13 protein-coding genes are annotated in these 18,064 nt (G+C 70.6%); 8 read left to right on the top strand and 5 right to left on the bottom strand.

What is annotated here, in order from left to right:
* The first annotated feature begins 56 nt into the window (after positions 1 to 56).
* Both Q7C18_RS10020 and Q7C18_RS10015 read left to right on the top strand, forming a co-directional pair.
* Positions 57 to 842 carry a methyltransferase domain-containing protein gene (locus Q7C18_RS10020; protein WP_070158540.1) on the top strand — a complete coding sequence of 262 codons (786 nt, stop codon included), beginning with the start codon at positions 57 to 59 and terminating at the stop codon, positions 840 to 842.
* A 139-nt stretch (positions 843 to 981) separates the two neighbouring features.
* Positions 982 to 2,085, top strand: coding sequence for a CPBP family intramembrane glutamic endopeptidase (locus Q7C18_RS10015; RefSeq protein WP_311025280.1), 1,104 nt, complete (start codon positions 982 to 984; stop codon positions 2,083 to 2,085).
* Positions 2,086 to 2,105: 20 nt separating this feature from the next.
* Here the strand turns inward: Q7C18_RS10015 and Q7C18_RS10010 are convergent, their stop codons facing one another.
* The 3 genes from Q7C18_RS10010 to Q7C18_RS10000 form a co-directional block, all read right to left on the bottom strand.
* Positions 2,106 to 3,044, bottom strand: coding sequence for a hypothetical protein (locus Q7C18_RS10010; RefSeq protein WP_311025279.1), 939 nt, complete (start codon positions 3,042 to 3,044; stop codon positions 2,106 to 2,108).
* Positions 3,045 to 3,175: 131 nt separating this feature from the next.
* Positions 3,176 to 4,117 (bottom strand): hypothetical protein, encoded by a 942-nt coding sequence (locus Q7C18_RS10005; protein ID WP_311025278.1) that lies wholly within the window; start codon positions 4,115 to 4,117, stop codon positions 3,176 to 3,178.
* A gap of 119 nt (positions 4,118 to 4,236) precedes the next feature.
* Entirely contained in the window at positions 4,237 to 5,256 is a 1,020-nt protein-coding gene (locus Q7C18_RS10000) for a hypothetical protein (protein ID WP_311025276.1), read from the bottom strand.
* Between the two features lie 376 nt (positions 5,257 to 5,632).
* Here Q7C18_RS10000 and Q7C18_RS09995 point away from each other — a divergent pair, with 376 nt between their 5' ends.
* The 3 genes from Q7C18_RS09995 to Q7C18_RS09985 are packed head-to-tail and all read left to right on the top strand — an operon-like array spanning position 5,633 to position 11,106.
* Positions 5,633 to 7,066 carry an MFS transporter gene (locus tag Q7C18_RS09995; protein ID WP_311025275.1) on the top strand — a complete coding sequence of 478 codons (1,434 nt, stop codon included), beginning with the start codon at positions 5,633 to 5,635 and terminating at the stop codon, positions 7,064 to 7,066.
* A gap of 51 nt (positions 7,067 to 7,117) precedes the next feature.
* The gene (locus Q7C18_RS09990) at positions 7,118 to 9,406 is read left to right on the top strand and encodes a molybdopterin oxidoreductase family protein (protein ID WP_311025273.1); all 2,289 of its coding nucleotides are present in this window, start codon (positions 7,118 to 7,120) and stop codon (positions 9,404 to 9,406) included.
* Positions 9,403 to 11,106, top strand: a complete 1,704-nt coding sequence (locus Q7C18_RS09985; protein WP_311025272.1) for an FAD-dependent oxidoreductase — start codon at positions 9,403 to 9,405, stop codon at positions 11,104 to 11,106. The genes Q7C18_RS09990 and Q7C18_RS09985 overlap by 4 nt, the downstream gene beginning before the upstream one ends.
* A gap of 172 nt (positions 11,107 to 11,278) precedes the next feature.
* Here Q7C18_RS09985 and nirD read toward each other — a convergent pair whose 3' ends face one another.
* Positions 11,279 to 11,668, bottom strand: coding sequence for a nitrite reductase small subunit NirD (nirD, locus tag Q7C18_RS09980; protein ID WP_070158806.1), 390 nt, complete (start codon positions 11,666 to 11,668; stop codon positions 11,279 to 11,281).
* A gap of 226 nt (positions 11,669 to 11,894) precedes the next feature.
* On the opposite strand from nirD, the gene nirB reads away from it, so the two are divergent.
* The 3 genes from nirB to Q7C18_RS09965 all read left to right on the top strand — a co-directional run bounded on the left by nirB (position 11,895) and on the right by Q7C18_RS09965 (position 16,650).
* Positions 11,895 to 14,612 carry a nitrite reductase large subunit NirB gene (gene nirB / locus Q7C18_RS09975; protein WP_311025271.1) on the top strand — a complete coding sequence of 906 codons (2,718 nt, stop codon included), beginning with the start codon at positions 11,895 to 11,897 and terminating at the stop codon, positions 14,610 to 14,612.
* A complete protein-coding gene (gene cobA / locus Q7C18_RS09970; RefSeq protein WP_311025270.1) occupies positions 14,609 to 15,424 on the top strand; it encodes a uroporphyrinogen-III C-methyltransferase in 816 nt (271 codons plus the stop codon). Before nirB ends, cobA begins: the two co-directional genes overlap by 4 nt.
* A 65-nt stretch (positions 15,425 to 15,489) precedes the next feature.
* The gene (locus Q7C18_RS09965) at positions 15,490 to 16,650 is read left to right on the top strand and encodes a uroporphyrinogen-III synthase (protein WP_396954358.1); all 1,161 of its coding nucleotides are present in this window, start codon (positions 15,490 to 15,492) and stop codon (positions 16,648 to 16,650) included.
* A 43-nt stretch (positions 16,651 to 16,693) separates the two neighbouring features.
* On the opposite strand, the gene Q7C18_RS09960 is transcribed toward Q7C18_RS09965, so the two are convergent.
* Entirely contained in the window at positions 16,694 to 18,061 is a 1,368-nt protein-coding gene (locus Q7C18_RS09960) for an MFS transporter (protein ID WP_311025266.1), read from the bottom strand.
* Positions 18,062 to 18,064 lie beyond the last annotated feature (3 nt).

Here is an 18,064-nt window from a genome sequence, read left to right as displayed (position 1 = left end):
TCGGAATGTGTCCCGGCCCCTCGGTTCCGCTGACCAGCGTCCATAGAATGACAGCCATGCCCAGTACCCAGTGGAACCCGGGTGCGTATCTGACCTACGCGTCCGAGCGCACGCAGCCCTTCATCGACCTCCTCCAGCGCGTCCGCCTCCCCCAGGCGGAGACCATCCTGGACCTGGGCTGCGGCCCCGGAAACGGCATGCCCGTACTGCGCGGCATGTGGCCGCACGCGACGATCACCGGCGTCGACTCCAGCGCGGAGATGCTCGACCGCGCCCGGGAGGCCACCGACGACGACCGCATCAGCTACATCCGCTCGGACATCCGGAACCTGGAGGTCCCCGAGCCGGTGGACCTCGTGGTCTCCAACGCGGCCCTCCAGTGGCTCCCCGACCATCGGGACGTGCTGCCCCACATCCTGGACATGGTGGCGCCCGGCGGGGCGCTGGCCGTCCAGATCCCGGGGAACTTCAGCGCACCCAGCCACTCGCTGCTGGCCGACTTCGCCTCCCGCGAACCCTATGCCACCCATATCGACCAGGACTCCCTGCTCCAGCCGACCCACGCGCTGACCGACTACATGCTCGACGTCGCCCGCCCCGGCTGGGAGGTGGAAGCCTGGGAGACCCGCTACCACCATGTGCTGCAGGGCGAGGACCCGGTCTTCCAGTGGATCTCCGCGGCGGCCGCGCGCCCGGTGCTCCAGGCCCTCCCGGAGCCCGAGCTGAGCCGGTTCACCGAGGAGTACAAGGCCGCTCTGCGCGAGGCGTACCCGCAGACCTCGCTCGGCACGGTCCTGCCGTTCCGTCGCCTGTTCTTCATCGCTCGTCGCCCAGCGCAGTGATGTGCGTCGCGGCCGCGCTCGGACTCCCGGGCGCGGCCGCGCAGGCCTTCTGCGTCTCGGTCAGGACGTCAAGCCAGACCCCGTATCATCGGGGGCTGGACCGGACCTTCCCCTGACCGTGAGACCAGTGAGGCCTCCCATGTCGCAGCACTCCCCTGACACCCGACCGGCAGCCCAGGAGCCGTCCGACGGCGTGCCTGTACGCACCGCCCCGGCCACTCCGCGGACCCCGCTGGTGATCATGAGCACCTATCTGATCCTGGCTCTGGCCCTGGGTTGGCTCATCGGCCTGCCCCTGGTGCTGATGGAGGCGCCGGACCGGCACGCCGCACCGCTGGACATCTTCTTCAACCTGTTCATGCTCAGCCCCGCACTGGCAGCCGTGGCCGTCCACGTGATGGAACGGCGCCAGCCCGCCCAGGTGCTCTACGGCCACTTGGCGCGGACGCGTGAGGCCGAGCCCGACGCCGACGCTGAGCACGACGCTGAGCACGACTCAGCGGCCGACGTCGACATCACCACTCGCCTGCGGCCGCAGACGGTGACCGACGCGCTCGGCATCACACCGCTGCGCCCGGTGTCTCGACTGATCAGCTGGTCGGTGCTGGGCATCCTGCTGTTCTTCGCGTTCAGCATGGCCGCTCTGCCGATCGGCGGCCTGCTGGGGGTCTACGCCTTCGACCCGTCCATGCCGGTCTTCGTCCAGGATCTGGGCCAGCGTCTGGGCCACGACCCCACTGAATTCATCGCCACCGGCCTGATGGTCGAGGCCGGGATCATCTTCGCCGCCGCCCTCGGCTTCGTCTTCCTCCATGTGGGCGCGGAGATCGGCTGGCGCGGCTGGTTCTTCCCCCGGGCGCAGCTGCGCTGGGGCACCACTCGCGCGGTGCTGATCACCGGGGCGGCCAACGGACTCTGGTATGCGCCGCTGCTGGCCGTCGGCTTCTTCTACGACCAGGCCGACGTCTTCCAGGCCATGGGGCTGATGATCGTCTTCTGCATCATCATCGGCGGAGTCCTGGCCTGGCTGCGCATGCGCTCAGGATCAGTCTGGCCGGCCGCATTCGCCCAGTCGATGATCACCGCGGCGACGATCCTGGCCTACTGGTTCACCTCCTTCGGCGAACAGCTCGACTTTCGGCAGGCCACCCTGCAGGGCTGGTCCGGCTGGCTGCTGCCGGCCGCTCTGCTGGGCGTGCTGCTGCTGACCCGCCGCCGCAGCTTCGCCCCGGCGAGCGCCTGACGTCTGCCGGCCGCTTCACCTCAGCGGAAGTCGATCTCCTCCAACGCGTCGATCTGGGCGGTCAGGTGCTCCTCGAGGGCCTGTTCGTCGCCCTCCTGGACGAAGCGCGCGTAGAGATGGACACCGTCGCCGTCCCAGGCCGCGACCCCGGCGGTGCCGGTCATCCCCTCATACTCGGTGGAATACCAGAATCCCCCGACATCCGGATCGTCCCAGGGTTGCATCTCGACGACGAGTCCGTCGTCTCCCTCCACCGTGGGGCAGGCATCGGGGAGGTCAGCGTGGAGCCCGGCGACGTCGTCGTCGCCCTCCGCGGTGAACAGCTTGATATGAGCCATCCCGTCCTCCTCACCAGGAATGTGGAAGGTCGACTCCACGAGCCCCGTGCTGATCACGATCAGCCGACGCAGCTCTGCCATCGCCTCGTCACAGTCGGCTCCCGTGGCCGCGTCCTCCGCAGAGATCTCGAAGTCCAGAGGAGTGGAGTCCCCTCGCCGTCGGTCCTCGCTCAGGTATGCCGTGGGACCCTCTGAGTACGTCCAGCCTTCTGGAAGCTCATCGTCGTCCAGGGCGGCCTCCAGGAGATGCTGCTCAGTCTCCGGAGGCTCTCCGTACCGTTCCACCAGTTCCTCGTCGGAGAGGTCGTCGTACTCCTCCAGCTCATCGAGCTCGTTCTGTTCGTCCAGCTCGTCGTCGGGATGCTCGACAGGTTCATCATCGGCGGCATCGTCCGGCGAGGCGTCGGCGTCCGAGTCCTCAGCCGTCACGGTGTCAGCGTCCTCCACCTCGGCAGCAGTCTCGGAGTCCTCGCCGGAATCACCGCAGGACGTCAGGGTCAGGGCCAGCGCGGAGAGCGCGGCCCCCCGCATCGACAGCAGGGAGGCTGACCACCGAGAGGTCGTCTGGTCGAGCAGCTGCGGCTCCGTCGAGCCGTCGGTGAACCGAGTCGTGGGGGTCATGGGGAGAGTCCTCTTCCGTCGTCGTCACAGGTCTGTGCGAACGATCGGCCTGGTCTCTCCCTGCCAGCGCGTCGATCGGGGTGCCTTCAGGTTACCAGGGGGTACCGGCACAGCGGGAGGGGTCGACCGCATCAGGAGGGGTGGGCCGCCTCGAACCACGAGATGAGGTGCTCCACCAACGCTTCCGCCGCGTCACGTTCAGTGAGGTCACGCGCCTGGAGATGGAAGGCCACCCCGTCCCCCACCCACACGTACCCGCTGCTCGACCCTGCGATCTCTTCATCGGTGAGCGCGTCGTAGAGTGCGACGTCCAACCAGAAGCCGACGGCGTCCTCTCGCTCCCACGTGTCCTTGGCCAGTTCCTGACCGTCCTCGGTCACGAGCTCTCGGCAGTCGGTGATCATCTCCTGGTATGCCCACAGCAGGTCGGGAAACGCGTCAGCGACATACACGGACAGTCCGGCCCCCGAGAACTCCATGGCCTCGTGGACGAGCACCACGGACATCCCTGCCTCGCCCTCGCGCAGCCCGGTGAGCCGCTCACGCGCGATCTCACACTCTCGGTCCGTCTCCTCCACTCCCAGCCAGCCGAACGCATCGTCCCATGGGGGCGAGAAGTCGTGCCGCACCCCGCCGAAGTCGTCGACCGCCGGCTCCGGGCCCTCCACGATGGCCCACCCCGCGGGGAGATCCTGCTCCTCGGGGAACACCTCCAGCAGCACCTGCTCTCCTGCTTCGCGGCTCGCGCGCTGCTCCGCCTCCCCTGCCGGGAGGTCCTCATCCTCCCCGTTCCCCTCAGCCTCGGCCTCCTGCTCGGCGTCGGCCTCTCGCCCATCGTCCGGTGTCCCATCGTCCGGTGTCTCATCGTCGGGCAGGCCGGGGTCGGCCTCGGGCGTCTGCGGTGTGGGGGTCGCGTCGGCATCCGCCGTACCCCTCTCCTCGGGCGCGTCGGCGCAGGCGGCCACCAGCGCCACGGCCGCGCACACGCAGGCGAGGCGAGCTGGGACGGACCAGCTGGGCCCACCGTGCGCCGACTGGCGGCAGGACAAGCGTTCGAGGGCGTGCTCACGCATCGGGAGATCCCTTCCCGTCGTCGTCACAGGTCTGTGAGAACGATCGAGCCGGCTCTCCCTTCCGGCACACCGATCTGGTGAGCCCAGAGGCTACCAGGCGTCACCTCCGAGCGGGTAGGTCAGCGGAAGTCGATCTCCTCGAACGAGGCGATCTGGTCCGCGAGGAACTCTTCGATGAGCTCCTTGTCGTCGATGCCTTCGACGAACATGTACAGGTGGACGCCGTCGCCGTCCCAGACGGCCAGCCCGGTGGAGATCTTGTGTCCCGAGATGACCTCCTCGGCCCAGAACCCGCCGATGTCGTCATCGTCCCAAGGCTCCAGCATGGCCTCATCCCCGTCCTCGTACACCAGCTCCGAACAGGCGTCCGCCAGGGCGCTGTAGGGGCCCATGAGGTCAAGGCTCCGGTCCGTGGTGAACACGTCCATCTCCACCACCCCGAAGGCGTCGTCGTAGATGACCGCCTCCCCGGATCCTGACGCGCTGGTGGAGAGGTCATCGATGTCCGCGAGCGCGTCCTCGCAGTCCTCATCGAGGTCGTAGCCGGTCCAGTCCAGCGAGAAGTCGTACCGGATGCGCTCCTCGCCCGGCTCGATCTCGGTCAGATACGGCGTGGGGCCCTCCTGATAGAGCCAGCCGTCCGGCAGGTCATCGGGGTCGAGGTACCCGGCGAGGATGTCCTGCTCGATGGACGGGCCCTCCCCGACGTCGTCGTCCTCGTCGTCATCCTCATCGTCTTCTTCGTCGTCCTCGTCGTCCTCGCCCTCGCGGTCCAGGTCCGGGCCGAGCGAGTCGTCTTCCTCGTCGTCAGCCTCATCATCGTCGGAGTCATCGTCCTCGGCGTCGCGGTCCTCAGTGTCGTCGGACCCGGTGTCTCCGTCGGTGTCTCCGTCCTCATCCACGGTCTCCTGGTCGTCGGGCTCGGCGTCGGTCGCCTGTTCATCCCCCAGGCTCACGCAGCCGCTGAGCAGCAGCATCGCCGCCGAGAGCAGCCCGGCCGCCCGCAGCCGCACCGTCGGCGACCGTCGGTCTCCCCTCGGCTCATCCTCGGTCAGCTCTCCCCTGTGCTCCGGTGCGCGGCGGCCGCCCGCCGTCACCGCAGCGGCCAGCGCTCGTCGGTCCACCCCATGTCCGCTCATGAGTCCGTCCTTCCGTCCCGTCACTCAACCTGCGACGCACCCGTGTGAGCCCCCTCGGCCCTGGCACCGGCCCGCTGCCCCGACAGTAGCAACGCCGGCGGCAGACCGGGAGATGCCGCGCCTCGGCGCGGCCCGCGCACCGCACCCGACGACGGTGCCACACGACGGTGCCACACAACGGTGCCATTCCGCGGCCATCCGGCACCTCACCACCGGACGGACTGGTGCTGAGGCTGGTTTTTCCTGGCCGAAACTCTGCGATGCCCAGGGCGAAACACCGAGTTGGAATCGTGGGGCTCACCGTGAGGCCCTGTCTCACGCTCCCAGCCCAGGTTCCACCACGTGCCCGCCGTCGAGCGGAGGAGAGCAGGACACCATGACCCCGCAGCCCTACAGCACCGGACCCCTCACTGACACCGAGCAGCACCACGCCGCCCCGCCTGCCGAGGTCGGCCGGGCGCCCGAAGACCGGCTGGTCGTGGAACGCGGCCGCTGGATCACCAACTGGCAGCCTGAGAACTCCCGCTTCTGGGAGGGACCAGGACGGGTGACTGCCCGGATCAACCTCATCTGGTCCGTGTTCTGCGAGTTCCTGGGCTTCGCCGTCTGGCAGCTGTGGTCCGTCACCGTGGTCTTCCTCCCCCAGGTGGGCTTCGACCTCACCACCTCCCAACAGTTCTGGCTGGTGTCCCTGCCGCCGCTGGTGGGCGCCACCCTGCGCGTCCCCTACAGCTTCACCGTCGCGATGTTCGGCGGACGCAACTGGACCATCGTGTCCTCCCTGCTGCTGCTGATCCCGACCCTCGCCATGGCCTTCAGCCTCGGCAACCCCGACACCCCCACCTGGGTCCTGTTCGCGATCGCGGCGGCCGCCGGATTCGGCGGCGGGAACTTCGCCAGCTCGATGGCCAACATCACCTTCTTCTACCCGGCCAAGGAGAAGGGTGCGGCACTGGGCGTCAACGCCGCGGGCGGGAACCTCGGTGTCGCCGTCGCCCAGTTCACGGTGCCGATCGTGGTGACCGCCTTCGCCTTCGGCACCTTCCAGCCGAACCTGCCCATGGCGGGGATCTTCTGGATCCCGTTCATCCTGCTCGCCACCTGGGGCGCCTGGAAGTACATGCACAACCTCTCCCACGCGAAGAACGACCTCAAGGGGTCCCTGTCCACGCTGAAGGAGAAGCACCTGTGGATCATCGCGGTCCTCTACATCGGGACCTTCGGCTCGTTCATGGGCTTCGGCTCCGTGTTCCCCACGCTGATCAACATGACCTTCCCGGAGTTCTCCAGCTTCCAGGTCCTCGGCGCCGCGCTGTCCCTCGCCTTCATGGGCCCGCTGGTCGGCTCCCTGGCCCGTCCCTACGGCGGCAAGCTCGCCGACCGCATCGGCGGCGCCCGCATCACCGCCCTGTGCTTCATCCTCATGGCCGGCGTCACCGCCCTGGTGGTGCTCACCCTGCCGATGGCCAGCTTCTGGATCTACCTGCTGCTGTTCCTGACCCTGTTCACCCTCACCGGCATCGCCAACGGCTCCAGCTACCGAATGATCCCGCTGGTGTTCAAGCTCTCCGTCAGCGCCGACGACCGAGTCGGCCATGAGCGGAAGGCCTCGGCGGCGCTGGGCCTGATCGGCGCCGTCGGCGGCTACGGCGGCTTCGCCATCCCGCAGATCCTCAACTTCTCCCACAACTCCACCGGCGGATTCGACGTCGCCTTCTGGTGCTTCGCGGCGGCTTACATCGGCTTTGCAGGACTGACATGGGCCGTTTACATGCGACCGGGCACAATCTTCGCCAAGGCCAACGTCTGACGAGCCGCAACTGACGACCCCGGCTGACCCCGACCCCAGGAGCATTCCCCGATGACCCCCACGGCGCGCACCCGCACAGGTTCGACGCGCACAGGTTCGACGCGCACGGTGCAGACCCACTGTCCGTACTGTGCCCTGCAGTGCGCCATGGACCTCACGGTGGTCGAGCGGCCCGGAGCACCGGACAGCTTCAGCGTCGACGGCGCCTCCTTCCCCACCAATCAGGGCAGGCTGTGCCGCAAGGGCAACACCGCCGCCGAGCTGCTGACCCGCCGTCAGGACCGGCTCACCGCACCGTTGCTGCGTGGAGACGACGGCGAGCTGCACCCCACCACCTGGGAGGCCGCCCTGACCCATGTGGGCTCCGAGATCCACCGCATCCAGGACGAGCACGGGCCCGACGGCGTCGGCGTCTTCGGCTCGGGAGGCCTCACCAATGAGAAGACCTACGCGCTGGGGAAGTTCGCCCGGGTGGCCCTGGGCACCGCGCAGATCGACTACAACGGCCGGTTCTGCATGTCCTCGGCCTCGAAGGCCTCCACGCTGGCCTTCGGGCTGGACCGCGGCCTGCCGTTCCCGCTGACGGACCTCGACGCCGCCTGCACCGTGCTGCTGCTGGGGTCCAACGTGGCCGACACGATGCCGCCGTTCGTGCAGCACCTGGAAGGTGCCCAGACCTCCGGAGGTCTGATCGTGGTGGACCCGCGGCGCAGCGCCACCGCCGAGCTCACCGCCGACGGCGGCGGCCTGCACATCGCCCCGGCACCGGGCGGGGACCTGATCCTGCTGCTCTCCGTGGCCCAGGTGGTCCTGGAGGAGGGGTTCGCCGCCGAGGACTACCTCAGCCGGCGGGTCACCGGGCTGGACGCGTTCCGCCGCTCCGTGGCCCACTGGTGGCCCGAACGAGCCCAGGCCGCCACCGGCGTCGGAGCCGATCAGATCCGTCTGGTGGCCCGCCGGCTCGGCCACGCCGCCCGGGCCGCGCGCGCCGGCGGCGACCCCGTCTACATCCTCACCGGGCGCGGCGTCGAGCAGCACAAGGACGGCACCGACACGGCCCGCGCGGCGATCAGCCTGGCCCTGCTGCTGGGGCTGCCCGGCACCCGCGCCGGCGGATACGGCACCCTGACCGGGCAGGGCAACGGGCAGGGCGGCCGGGAGATGGGTCAGAAGACCGACCAGCTGCCCGGCATCCGCTCCATCACCGATCCGGCCGACCGCGCCCATATGGCCCGCATCTGGGACGTGGACGAGGAATCCCTCCCCGGCCCCGGCCGGCCCGCCGCCCAGCTGCTGCACACCATGGGGCGCGACGGCGGCGTGAAGGGCCTGCTCGTCCACGGCTCCAACGTGGCGATCTCCGCGCCCGACGCCGGCCGGGTGGTGGAGAACCTGCGCGCCCTGGACCTGCTGGTGGTCGCCGACTTCTTCCTCTCCGAGACCGCCGAGGAGGCCGACGTCGTGCTTCCGGTGCTGCAGTGGGCCGAGGAGGACGGCACCATGACCAACCTGGAGGGCCGGGTGCTGCGCCGTCGGAAGCTGGTGGAGCCGCCGTCGTCCGCTGACCCGGACTCCGGGCCGCGCTCGGAGCTGTGGATCTGGCACGAGCTCGCCCGCCGGCTGGGCCGCCCCAGCGGCTTCCCCGTGGACCCGGCAGAGGTCTTCGCCGAGATCCGCCGAGCCACCGCCGGCGCCGCCGCCGACTACTCGGGGCTCGACTGGGACCTCATCGACGCCGGCCATGCCCCGTACTGGCCGGTCCCCTCGGCGACGCTCAGCGGCGAGGCCTCCCTCACCGGGGAGCCGATCATCGGCACCACCCGGATGTTCCTGGAGCGCTTCGCCCACCCCGACGGGAAGGCGCGGCTGGCCGCCATCACCCCCGGGAAGATCCCCGCCCCGGCCCCAGGGCAGCTCACCCTGACCACCGGCCGGCACATGGAGCACTATCAGTCCGGCACGCAGACCCGCCGCGTGCCCGCCCTGCTGGACACCCACCCGGAGGCGACCGTGGCCGTGCATCCGGCCACCGCCCTGGAGCACGGCCTCGACGACGGCGACCAGGCCGTCATCGCCAACGCCCAGGGCGAGATGACCGCGCGGGTGGTCTGCGACGCCGGCATCCGCACCGACACGATCTTCGCCCCCTTCCACTACGCCGGCGCCGGGACCGCGAACCGGCTTACCCAGGCGCTGACCGACCCGCAGAGTCGGATGCCCGAGTTCAAGAACACGCCCGTGACGCTGCGCCCGGGTGGGGCGTCTCGCACGACGCCGGCCGGGGTGACCCATGACGCTGAGCCTGCTGTGACCGCCCCTTCGAAGGAGACCCGCCTGTGACGTCCCCGTCGACCGCCCCCCGTCCCGCCGCTGACACCTTGTCCTCCGGCACCTCCGACATCGAGGCCTCCCCCGCGGAGACGACCACCGCACCGGCGCCTCACGTGGTGGTGCTGGGCTTCGGCCCCGTGGCCGCCCGCCTGCTCGAGCAGCTGCGTGACGACGTCGCCGCCGGCCACCTGCGCGTGACCGTGGTGGGCTCCGAGTGCGTCCCGGCGTACCAGCGGATCAGGATCGGCGACGTCAGCGTGGGGCGCAGCGAACCGGAGGACCTGGCCCTGGCCGACGAGGCCGAGCTGGCCGAGACGGGAATCGAGGTCCGCTGCGGGGTCACCGCCACCGCCCTGCATGCCGCCTCCCGGATCATCACCCTCGACGACGGCGGCATCCTGCACTACGACAAGCTGGTCCTCGCCACAGGCGCGGAGCCGACCGTGCCGCGGATGACACTGGAGATGCGCCGCGACGGCCACATCGACGCCGAGCTGACCATGAAGGCCAACGGCCGCTCAGCGGGGCGCAGATCTCGCGCGCCGGGGGCGGAGTCTGAGGAGCCCCGCCGGTACCCGGACGGGGTGATGGCGCTGCGAGACCTCGATGACGCCCGACGCATCCGCGAGATCGTCTCCCGCCGTGAGCGGGCCGTGGTGCTCGGCGGCGGCGTGCTCGGAGTGGAGGCCGCCCTGGCGATCGCCGAGGTGGGCGGTGAGGTGACGCTGCTGCACCGCGGCACCGTGCCGATGGGCCGACAGATCGACACCGATTCCGGGATGCTGCTGCGCCGTCAGCTGGTGGACGCCGGCGTGGACGTCCGCTCCGCCTGCGACGTCAACACGGTGGTCGCCGACGACGGCCGGCTCTCCGCCGTGCGCACCTCGCTGGGCGAGAAGATCGACACCTCACTGCTGATCACCTGCACCGGGGTGCGCCCGCGCGACGGCCTGGCCGCCGATGCCGGACTGCCCACCGCCTGGGGCGTGGTGGTGGACCGGCAGTGCCGCAGCACCGGGGACCCACACGTCTTCGCGGTGGGTGACTGTGCCGCCGTCGAAGGGCGTGACCCCAGCGGGCTCATCGGCCCCGGCTGGGCGCAGGCCGAAACGGCCGCCGGCACTCTGCGTGCCGACCTGGGACTCAGCGCGCCCACCGAGCACGACGCCGCCGGGCGTCCCGTCGATCTGACGGCGTCGGCTCCAGCGAGGGCCGCGACGGCGGGCGCCGCCCCGCAGACGCTGGATGTGATCCTGGTGAAGTCGAAGACGCTGTCCGTGGCCTGCGCTGGGGAGACTGCTGTGGATCCCTGGGACCCCGAGGCGCCGACGGTGTCCACCTGGTCCGACCCCAAGGCCGGACAATATCTGCGCATCGTCACCGAGGGTGATCGTCTGCTGGGGTTCGTCTCGGTGGGGATGCCACGCTCCGCGGCGGAGCTGGCGCTGCACTGCACCCGCGGCACCCTGCCCGTGGCCGACCGCACCGCCCTGCTCGCCGCCGAGCACGCCACCAAGGAGGCCGAGCTCGGGCCCGACGACGTCCTGTGCCGCTGCTCCGGGGCGACCGCCCGACAGGTGGAGGAGGCGGCATCCTGCTGTGACACCGTGGAGGAGGTCGGGGCGGCCTGCCGGGCCGGCACCGGCTGCGGCACCTGCCACCGGAACATCGAGAGGATGCTGGCCGCGGCCGAGCCCGCCGTGGTCTGAGGCCCCTCCATCCGGGGTCCCTGAGCGGGCACACGAGCGTCGAGGAGTCATTTCCCGGCACCCCCTCACCCCGCCTGACACGCGTCAGGTGGGGTGAGATGCACGGGGAACTGACTCCTCGACATGAGGACCAGACCAGAGGGGCGGACCGGAGCACCCCGGCCCGCCCCTGTCACAGGCTGACGTGGACCCTGCCCTCGGCATCGACGTCCACCGCGAAGACCCGCAGCGCGAGCCCGTCCTCGCTGAGGCACTGACCCGACTCCAGGTCATAGACCTGCTTGTGGATCGGCGAGGCCAGAGTGGGCCGTCCGCCCTTGGTGCCCACGATCCCGCGAGCCATCACATGGGCCTTCGCGAAGGGGTCCCACTGGGAGACGGCGAACACGCGGTCTCCGGGAACACGGATCAGGGCGATCTGCACGCCCTCGACCAGGGCCGCCTCGCCCCAGAAGGGCTCGAGGTCCTCCAGCCGGCAGACCGCGTGGCGCCCGTCGGTCGACGCCGCGGCGTCGGCGAGCGTCAGGTCGGGCTCTTCGGTGAGATGCAGTGCTGTTGTCATACATCCACGCTAGGCGTGCGGGATTTCCCCCATCGTGCGCGCGTGTTTCCCCCCGGTGAAACGTCCTTCAGCACCCCGGATCACCACGCTGAACGCCTCGTCATATTGGCTTTACAAAGGCGATACGGCAGGGAAATCGCCTCTCCCTACGCTGGATCCAACCCCGAGCACAGGGCACCGTCACGGTGCCTCTGACACGCTCTTCTCGACCGGCAAGGTGAGGATCATGTCTGCACCCAGCACAGCGACCCCGACTCCGAGCGACGCCGAGACGCGGCACATCGTCGTCGTCGGCGGCGGCCCCGCGGCCCACCGGCTGACCGAGGCCCTCGTCTCCCGCGAGCTGCCCGGCACCCGGATCAGCGTCTTCACCGAAGAGACGCTGCCGCCCTATGACCGCGTCGCCCTGTCCAAGCGCTTCGAGATCGACGACGACCTCCTCCTCGGCGAGCCCTCCCTCTGGGAACATCCCACCGTCACCCTGCACACCGGACGGTCCGTCACCGCGCTGGACGTCGCCGCCCAGCGGATCACCACCGCCGACGGCGAGACCCACGGCTACGACGAGCTCGTCCTGGCCACCGGCTCCTCCGCCCCGCGGCCCCGGCTGGCAGGCGCCGAGGAGATCGCGGTCTACCGCACCCTCGACGACGTCGACTGGCTGCGTCAGCGGGTGGCGGACCTCGCCGTCGAGCTCGGCCGCACTCCGCAGTGCGCCGTCATCGGCGGCGGCCTGCTCGGGCTCGAGGCCGCCGGCGGGCTGAAGGGGCTGGGCGCACAGGTCACGGTGGTGCACTCCAAGCCGTGGCTGATGAACGCCCAGCTGGACGAGTTCGGCGGCCGCACCCTGAACCGCCTGCTGGAGAAGGAGGGCTACGACCTCCACTGCGGCGAGCGCCCCGCCGGCCTGGAGATCCGCGACGCCGCCGCGGGAGACGGCCGGTCCGCTGCTCCACAGCCTCGCTACGCCCTGACCTTCCCCGCCATGGACACGGTGGAGGCGGATCTGATCGTCGCGGCTATCGGCATCACCGCCCGCGACGAGCTCGCCCGTGAGGCCGGTCTGGACATCGGGTCCCGCGGCGGGGCCGTCATCGACGCCACCTGCGCGACCTCGGCGCCGCATGTGTGGGCCATCGGTGAGGTCGCCTGCTTCGAGGACATCTGCATGGGCCTGGTGGCTCCGGCCAACGCCATGGCCGAGGTCGTCGCGGACCGGCTGGCCGGCGGGGCGGCCGAGTTCGACGGCTTCGACACCGCCGCGAAGCTCAAGCTCGCCGGCATGGACGTGGCCTCCTTCGGGGACGGCTTCGCCGAGACCGACGGCGCCCTGGAGGTCGTCTACGCCGACCCGGCCGGCGGCGTCTACCAGAAGCTGGTGGTCTCCGAGGACGCCAAGACGCTGCTGGGCGGCATCTTCGTCGGCGACGCCTCCCCCTACTCCTCGCTGCGCCCGCTGCTGGGCCGCGAGCTGCCGGCCGAGCCGGGCGCCTTCCTCTCGGCAGCCGGCGGCGAGGTCGCCGACCTGGACCTGCCCGACGACGCCCAGGTGTGCTCCTGCAAGGACATCTGCGCGGGCACCATCCGCAAGGCCGTGGTCGGCGACGGCGTCGCCCCGCCGTGTGCGGACATCGGCGCACTGAAGTCGTGCACGAAGGTGGGCACCCAGTGCGGCTCGTGTCTGCCGATGGCCAAGAAGATCATGGAGAAGGAGATGGTCGCCCAGGGGATGGAGGTCTCCACCGCCCTGTGCGAGCACTTCGGCCTCTCCCGCGCCGGGCTCTTCGAGGCGGTGCAGGCCACCGGGCTCACCTCCTTCGCCGAGATCATCGAGCGCTTCGGGACCCCCGCGGACGCCAGCGTTAACTTCGGCTGCGACATCTGCAAGCCGGTCATCGCCTCGGTGCTGGCGGCGCAGCATGACGAGTACATCCTCGACGGCGGCCGCGGCACCCTGCAGGACACCAACGACCGCGCCCTGGCGAACATGCAGAAGGACGGCACCTATTCGGTGGTGCCGCGGGTCCCGGCCGGGGAGATCACCCCGGAGAAGCTCGCCGTGATCGCGGAGGTCGCCCAGGAGTTCGACCTCTACACCAAGATCACCGGCGCCCAGCGGATCGACATGTTCGGCGCCCGTCTCGAGCAGCTGCCGCTGATCTGGAAGCGCCTGGTGGAGGCCGGCTTCGAGTCCGGGCAGGCCTACGGGAAGGCGCTGCGCAATGTGAAGTCCTGTGTGGGCTCCACCTGGTGTCGCTACGGCGTCCAGGACTCGGTGGCGATGGCCATCGAGCTGGAGATGCGGTACCGAGGGCTGCGCTCGCCGCATAAGCTCAAGTTCGGCGTCTCCGGCTGCGCCCGCGAGTGCGCGGAGGCCCGTGGCAAGGACGTCGGCGTCATCGCCACCTCGGAGGGATGGAACCTCTACGTGGGCGGCAACGGCGGCGCCACGCCCGCCCACGCCGAGCTGCTGGCCAAGGACCTCGACGACGAGACCCTGCTGCGCTACATCGACCGCTACATCATCTACTACGTGCGCACCGCTGACCGGCTGCAGCGCACCGCCCGCTGGATGGAGGAGCTGCCCGGCGGGGTGGACCACGTCCACGACGTCGTCGTGAAGGACACCCTGGGCATCGCCGAGGACCTGGAGGCCGCCATGGCCACCCACGTGGGCCGCTACGAGGACGAATGGGCCGCCACCCTGCGGGACCCGGAGAAGCTGCGGCGGTTCCGCAGCTTCGTCAACGCCCCCGACGCCCCGGACACGGGGCTGGCCTACGTGGTGGAGCGGGACCAGCGACGCCCGGCCACCGCGGAGGAGGTCGAGGCGGCCGCCGCCGGCGAGGGGCCCGTGCTGCTCTCCGGTCCCCGCATCCCCGTGCGTCAGGACGGCGGCGAACCCGCGGCGGCCGCTGCTCAGCCGGTGGGGGTGCGGTCATGATCGGGCATGTGACCCTGGTCGGCGGAGGGCCGGGTGCGGCGGATCTGATGACCGTCCGCGCCAGGGACGCGCTGGCCGCCGCCGACGTCGTCTTCTACGACCGTCTCGCCCCCACCGACGGCCTGCCCGACTGGGCGCCGGGGGCTGAGCTGGTCGACGTCGGGAAGCGGCCTGGACATCACCGGGTCCCGCAGGAGACCATCCACCAGATGATGATCGAGGCAGCACAGTCAGGGAAGGCCGTGGTGCGGCTCAAGGGCGGAGACCCGTTCGTGTTCGGCCGCGGCTGCGAGGAGGTCGCCGCCTGCCGGGAGGCCGAGGTGCCGGTCACCGTGGTGCCGGGGATCTCCTCGGCCATCGCGGTCCCGGCCGCCGCCGGGATCCCGGTCACCGCCCGCGGCGTCTCGAAGGCGTTCACGGTGATCTCCGGGCATGATCCGCTCAGCGAGGAGGAGCTGGCCGGTCTCGTCGGGCTCGGTGGCACCACCGTCATCCTCATGGGTGTCGGCACGCTGGGCCATACGGTCACCGGGCTGCGCCGCCACGGACTGGGCGACGACGTCCCTGTGGGAGTCGTGGAACACGGCTTCGGCACCGACCAGCGCGTGTCCATCGCCCCGCTGGGCGAGATCCTGGGCGTGGCCGCCCAGGCCCGGATCAGCCACCCGGCGGTCCTGGTGATCGGCGAGGTGGTGCGGCTGGCCGCCGTCGAGCCGATGACGGGAGAGGCCGCCCACCGCCTGCCTGCCGGTGAGGCGACGGCGAGCGCGGGCGTCCAGCGGATCCGCGCCCTGGCGGGGGCCGTGCTGTGAGCCCGTCGCTGAGCACCACCGGACTCCCCACTGGACCCTCTGCCGGGCCCTCCGCCGGGCCGACCATGCGCTCCGGCTCCGCCGGCAGCGCCTCCTCCCCCGCCCCGCCGGCGTCGGCGGCGCTTCCGCAGTCGCTGGCCGGGTTCCGCATCGGGGTGACCTCGGACCGCCGGAGCGAGGACCTGATCTCGGCCTTCGAGCGCCGCGGCGCGGAGGTCATGCATGCCCCGGCGCTGCGCATCGCCCCGATGACCGAGTCGGTGACCCTGCAGCGGGACACCCGCCTGGTGGTCGAAGCCCGCCCGGACCATACGATCATCACCACCGCCTACGGGATGCGCCGCTGGGCGGAGGCCGCCGACGCCTACGGTCTGGGCACCGCGCTGCATGAGGCCCTGGAGGGCTCCAGCATCCTGGTGCGCGGGCCCAAGGCTCGTGGTGCAGTGCGCGCCGCCGGGCTGGACGACGACGGCGCGGCCGACGACGAGCGCACCGCCACTGTGGTGGACATGCTGCTGCAGAAGGACCTGGCCGGCACCACCGTGGCGTTCCAGCTGCACGGACGCACCGATCACGAGCAGATCGCCCGCATCGAGGCCGCCGGAGCCCGGGTCATCACCGTGATGCCCTACATGTGGGCCAAGCCCGCCGAGGACTCGGCGCTGCTGCGGATGATCGACGCCGTGATCGAGCGTCAGCTGGACATCGTCACGTTCACCGCCGCGCCCGCCGTCGACGCGTTCCTGGAGGTCGCCCACCAGTACGGCCGGGCGGCCGCGCTGCTGGAGGCGTTCCGCTCCGACGTCGTCTCCGCGGCAGTGGGGGACGTGACCGCGGCCCCACTGCACGAGGCCGGGGTCCGGCCGATCATCCCGTCCCGGTGGCGGCTGGGCGCGATGATCCGCCTGGTCTGCGACCACCTGGAGGAGCACCAGACCCTGCGGATGGACACCCGGCACGGACCGGTGGAGCTGCGCGGCGCGGAGGTGCGGTTTCCGGAGGTGACCGATCAGCCCGTGCGCCTGGCGCCCGGGCCGCTGGCGCTCATGCGCGCCCTGGTCAAGGCCGAGGGCGCGGTGCTGTCCCGGGAGCATCTGTTGGCGGTGCTGGGGCACTGCGACTCCGAGCACGCCCTGGAGATGTGGGTCTCCCGGCTGCGCAAGGCTCTGCCGGTCTCCGGAGTGGTGTCCACGGTGGTCAAGCGCGGCTACCGGCTGGCGGTCTGAGTCTGGTGCGCGTGGCCGCTGCCGAACGCGCTGCCATCGCGTCTCACGAGGTGTCCGCAGGACGTCCGATGCCCAGTGACGCGATGACGGTTGCCGCAGAGGCCAGGCCGATCAGCATCACATAGGCGGCGGGAAAGGAGCCGCCGCTGACGAGGACGGCAGCGATGAGCGCCGTCACGACGCCGATGCCCATGCTTTCCCCAGTCTGCAGTGCGGAGCTGACAGTGCCCTGTTCGCCGGGGTCAGCGAGGGCGAGAGCTGCGCTGGACAGGCGTGGGTACGCCGTCCCCATGCCGGTTCCCATCGCCACGGAGGCGATGACGACGCTCCACAGCGGTATGTCCGTGACGATGTAGACGAGCACCGTGGCAGGCCCTGTGCCGACCAGCATCGTGGCGATCAGGACGAGTCGGCGATGGGACGTCTGCGTGCTCGGACGACGTCCTTGGATCCATGCGCCCAGCGCCCACCCTCCGGCGGCGGCGGCGATGACCAGACCAGCGGTCGTGGGCGGATACCCACGGACGGCCTGCAGGTAGAGGGTCAGATAGAGGTCAGTGGCTGTGGCCGTCGCGCCGAGGACGGCCCGCAGGGCGATGAGGCGCTGCGGCGCACCTCGCAAGGTGAAGGTCCCCTTCGGCAGAAGGCTGCGGGCGGTGAGGAGGAGCGCCAGAGACACCCCTCCGATGATGACGGCCGTGCCAGGGCCGTCGCTCTGTCCGCTGAGATGCAGGACCGCCAGCAGTCCGGCCGCGAGGACCGCGAGCACCCCTTTGCGTCCGACGATCCCCGCTGACAGAGATCGTCGCGAGGATGCCCTGCGTGAGGACGCGGCTTCCCGGGATGGACGCGTGGCGTGCAGCACGCAGAACAGGGAGACGGCCGCCCCGAGGAGGACGACGCCGAACACCGCTCTCCAGTCCATGAGCTCGGCCATGGCACCGGCGACGACCGGCCCGGCCAGGGAGGGGACCAGCCATGCGCTGGTCAGGAGCCCGAACATCTGGGGGCGGACGGCCTCCGGGATGTGCCTGGCGATGAGGACGTCGAGGATCACCGAGTCGATCCCTCCTCCGAGCCCCTGCAGAAGTCGCCCGATGATGAAGATCGGGACGTCCCAGGCCAGGACGTTCAGCATCACACCGAACAGGAAGATCGTTCCACCGACCATCAGCGGTGTGCGCGGCCCCGCCCGGTCGGCCCAGTTGCCTCCGACGACCATGCCGACCAGTGCGGTCGTGATCGTCGCCGCGTAGGCGAAGGAGTACCAGCCGATGTCTCCGAGGTCTGCGACCGCCACAGGCAGGATGGTGGTGACGGCGAAGGATTCGAAGGCGATGAAGGTCATCAGAGCCAGCACGCTGGCGATGAACGGCCAGGTCTGTGTCGTCCACAGTCGGTGCTGACGCATCGA

Origin of the sequence: Nesterenkonia sp. CL21, from assembly GCF_031705515.1 — a bacterium.
GTDB lineage: Bacteria > Actinomycetota > Actinomycetes > Actinomycetales > Micrococcaceae > Nesterenkonia > Nesterenkonia aethiopica.
This window is presented reverse-complemented; position numbering and strand designations above follow the sequence as displayed.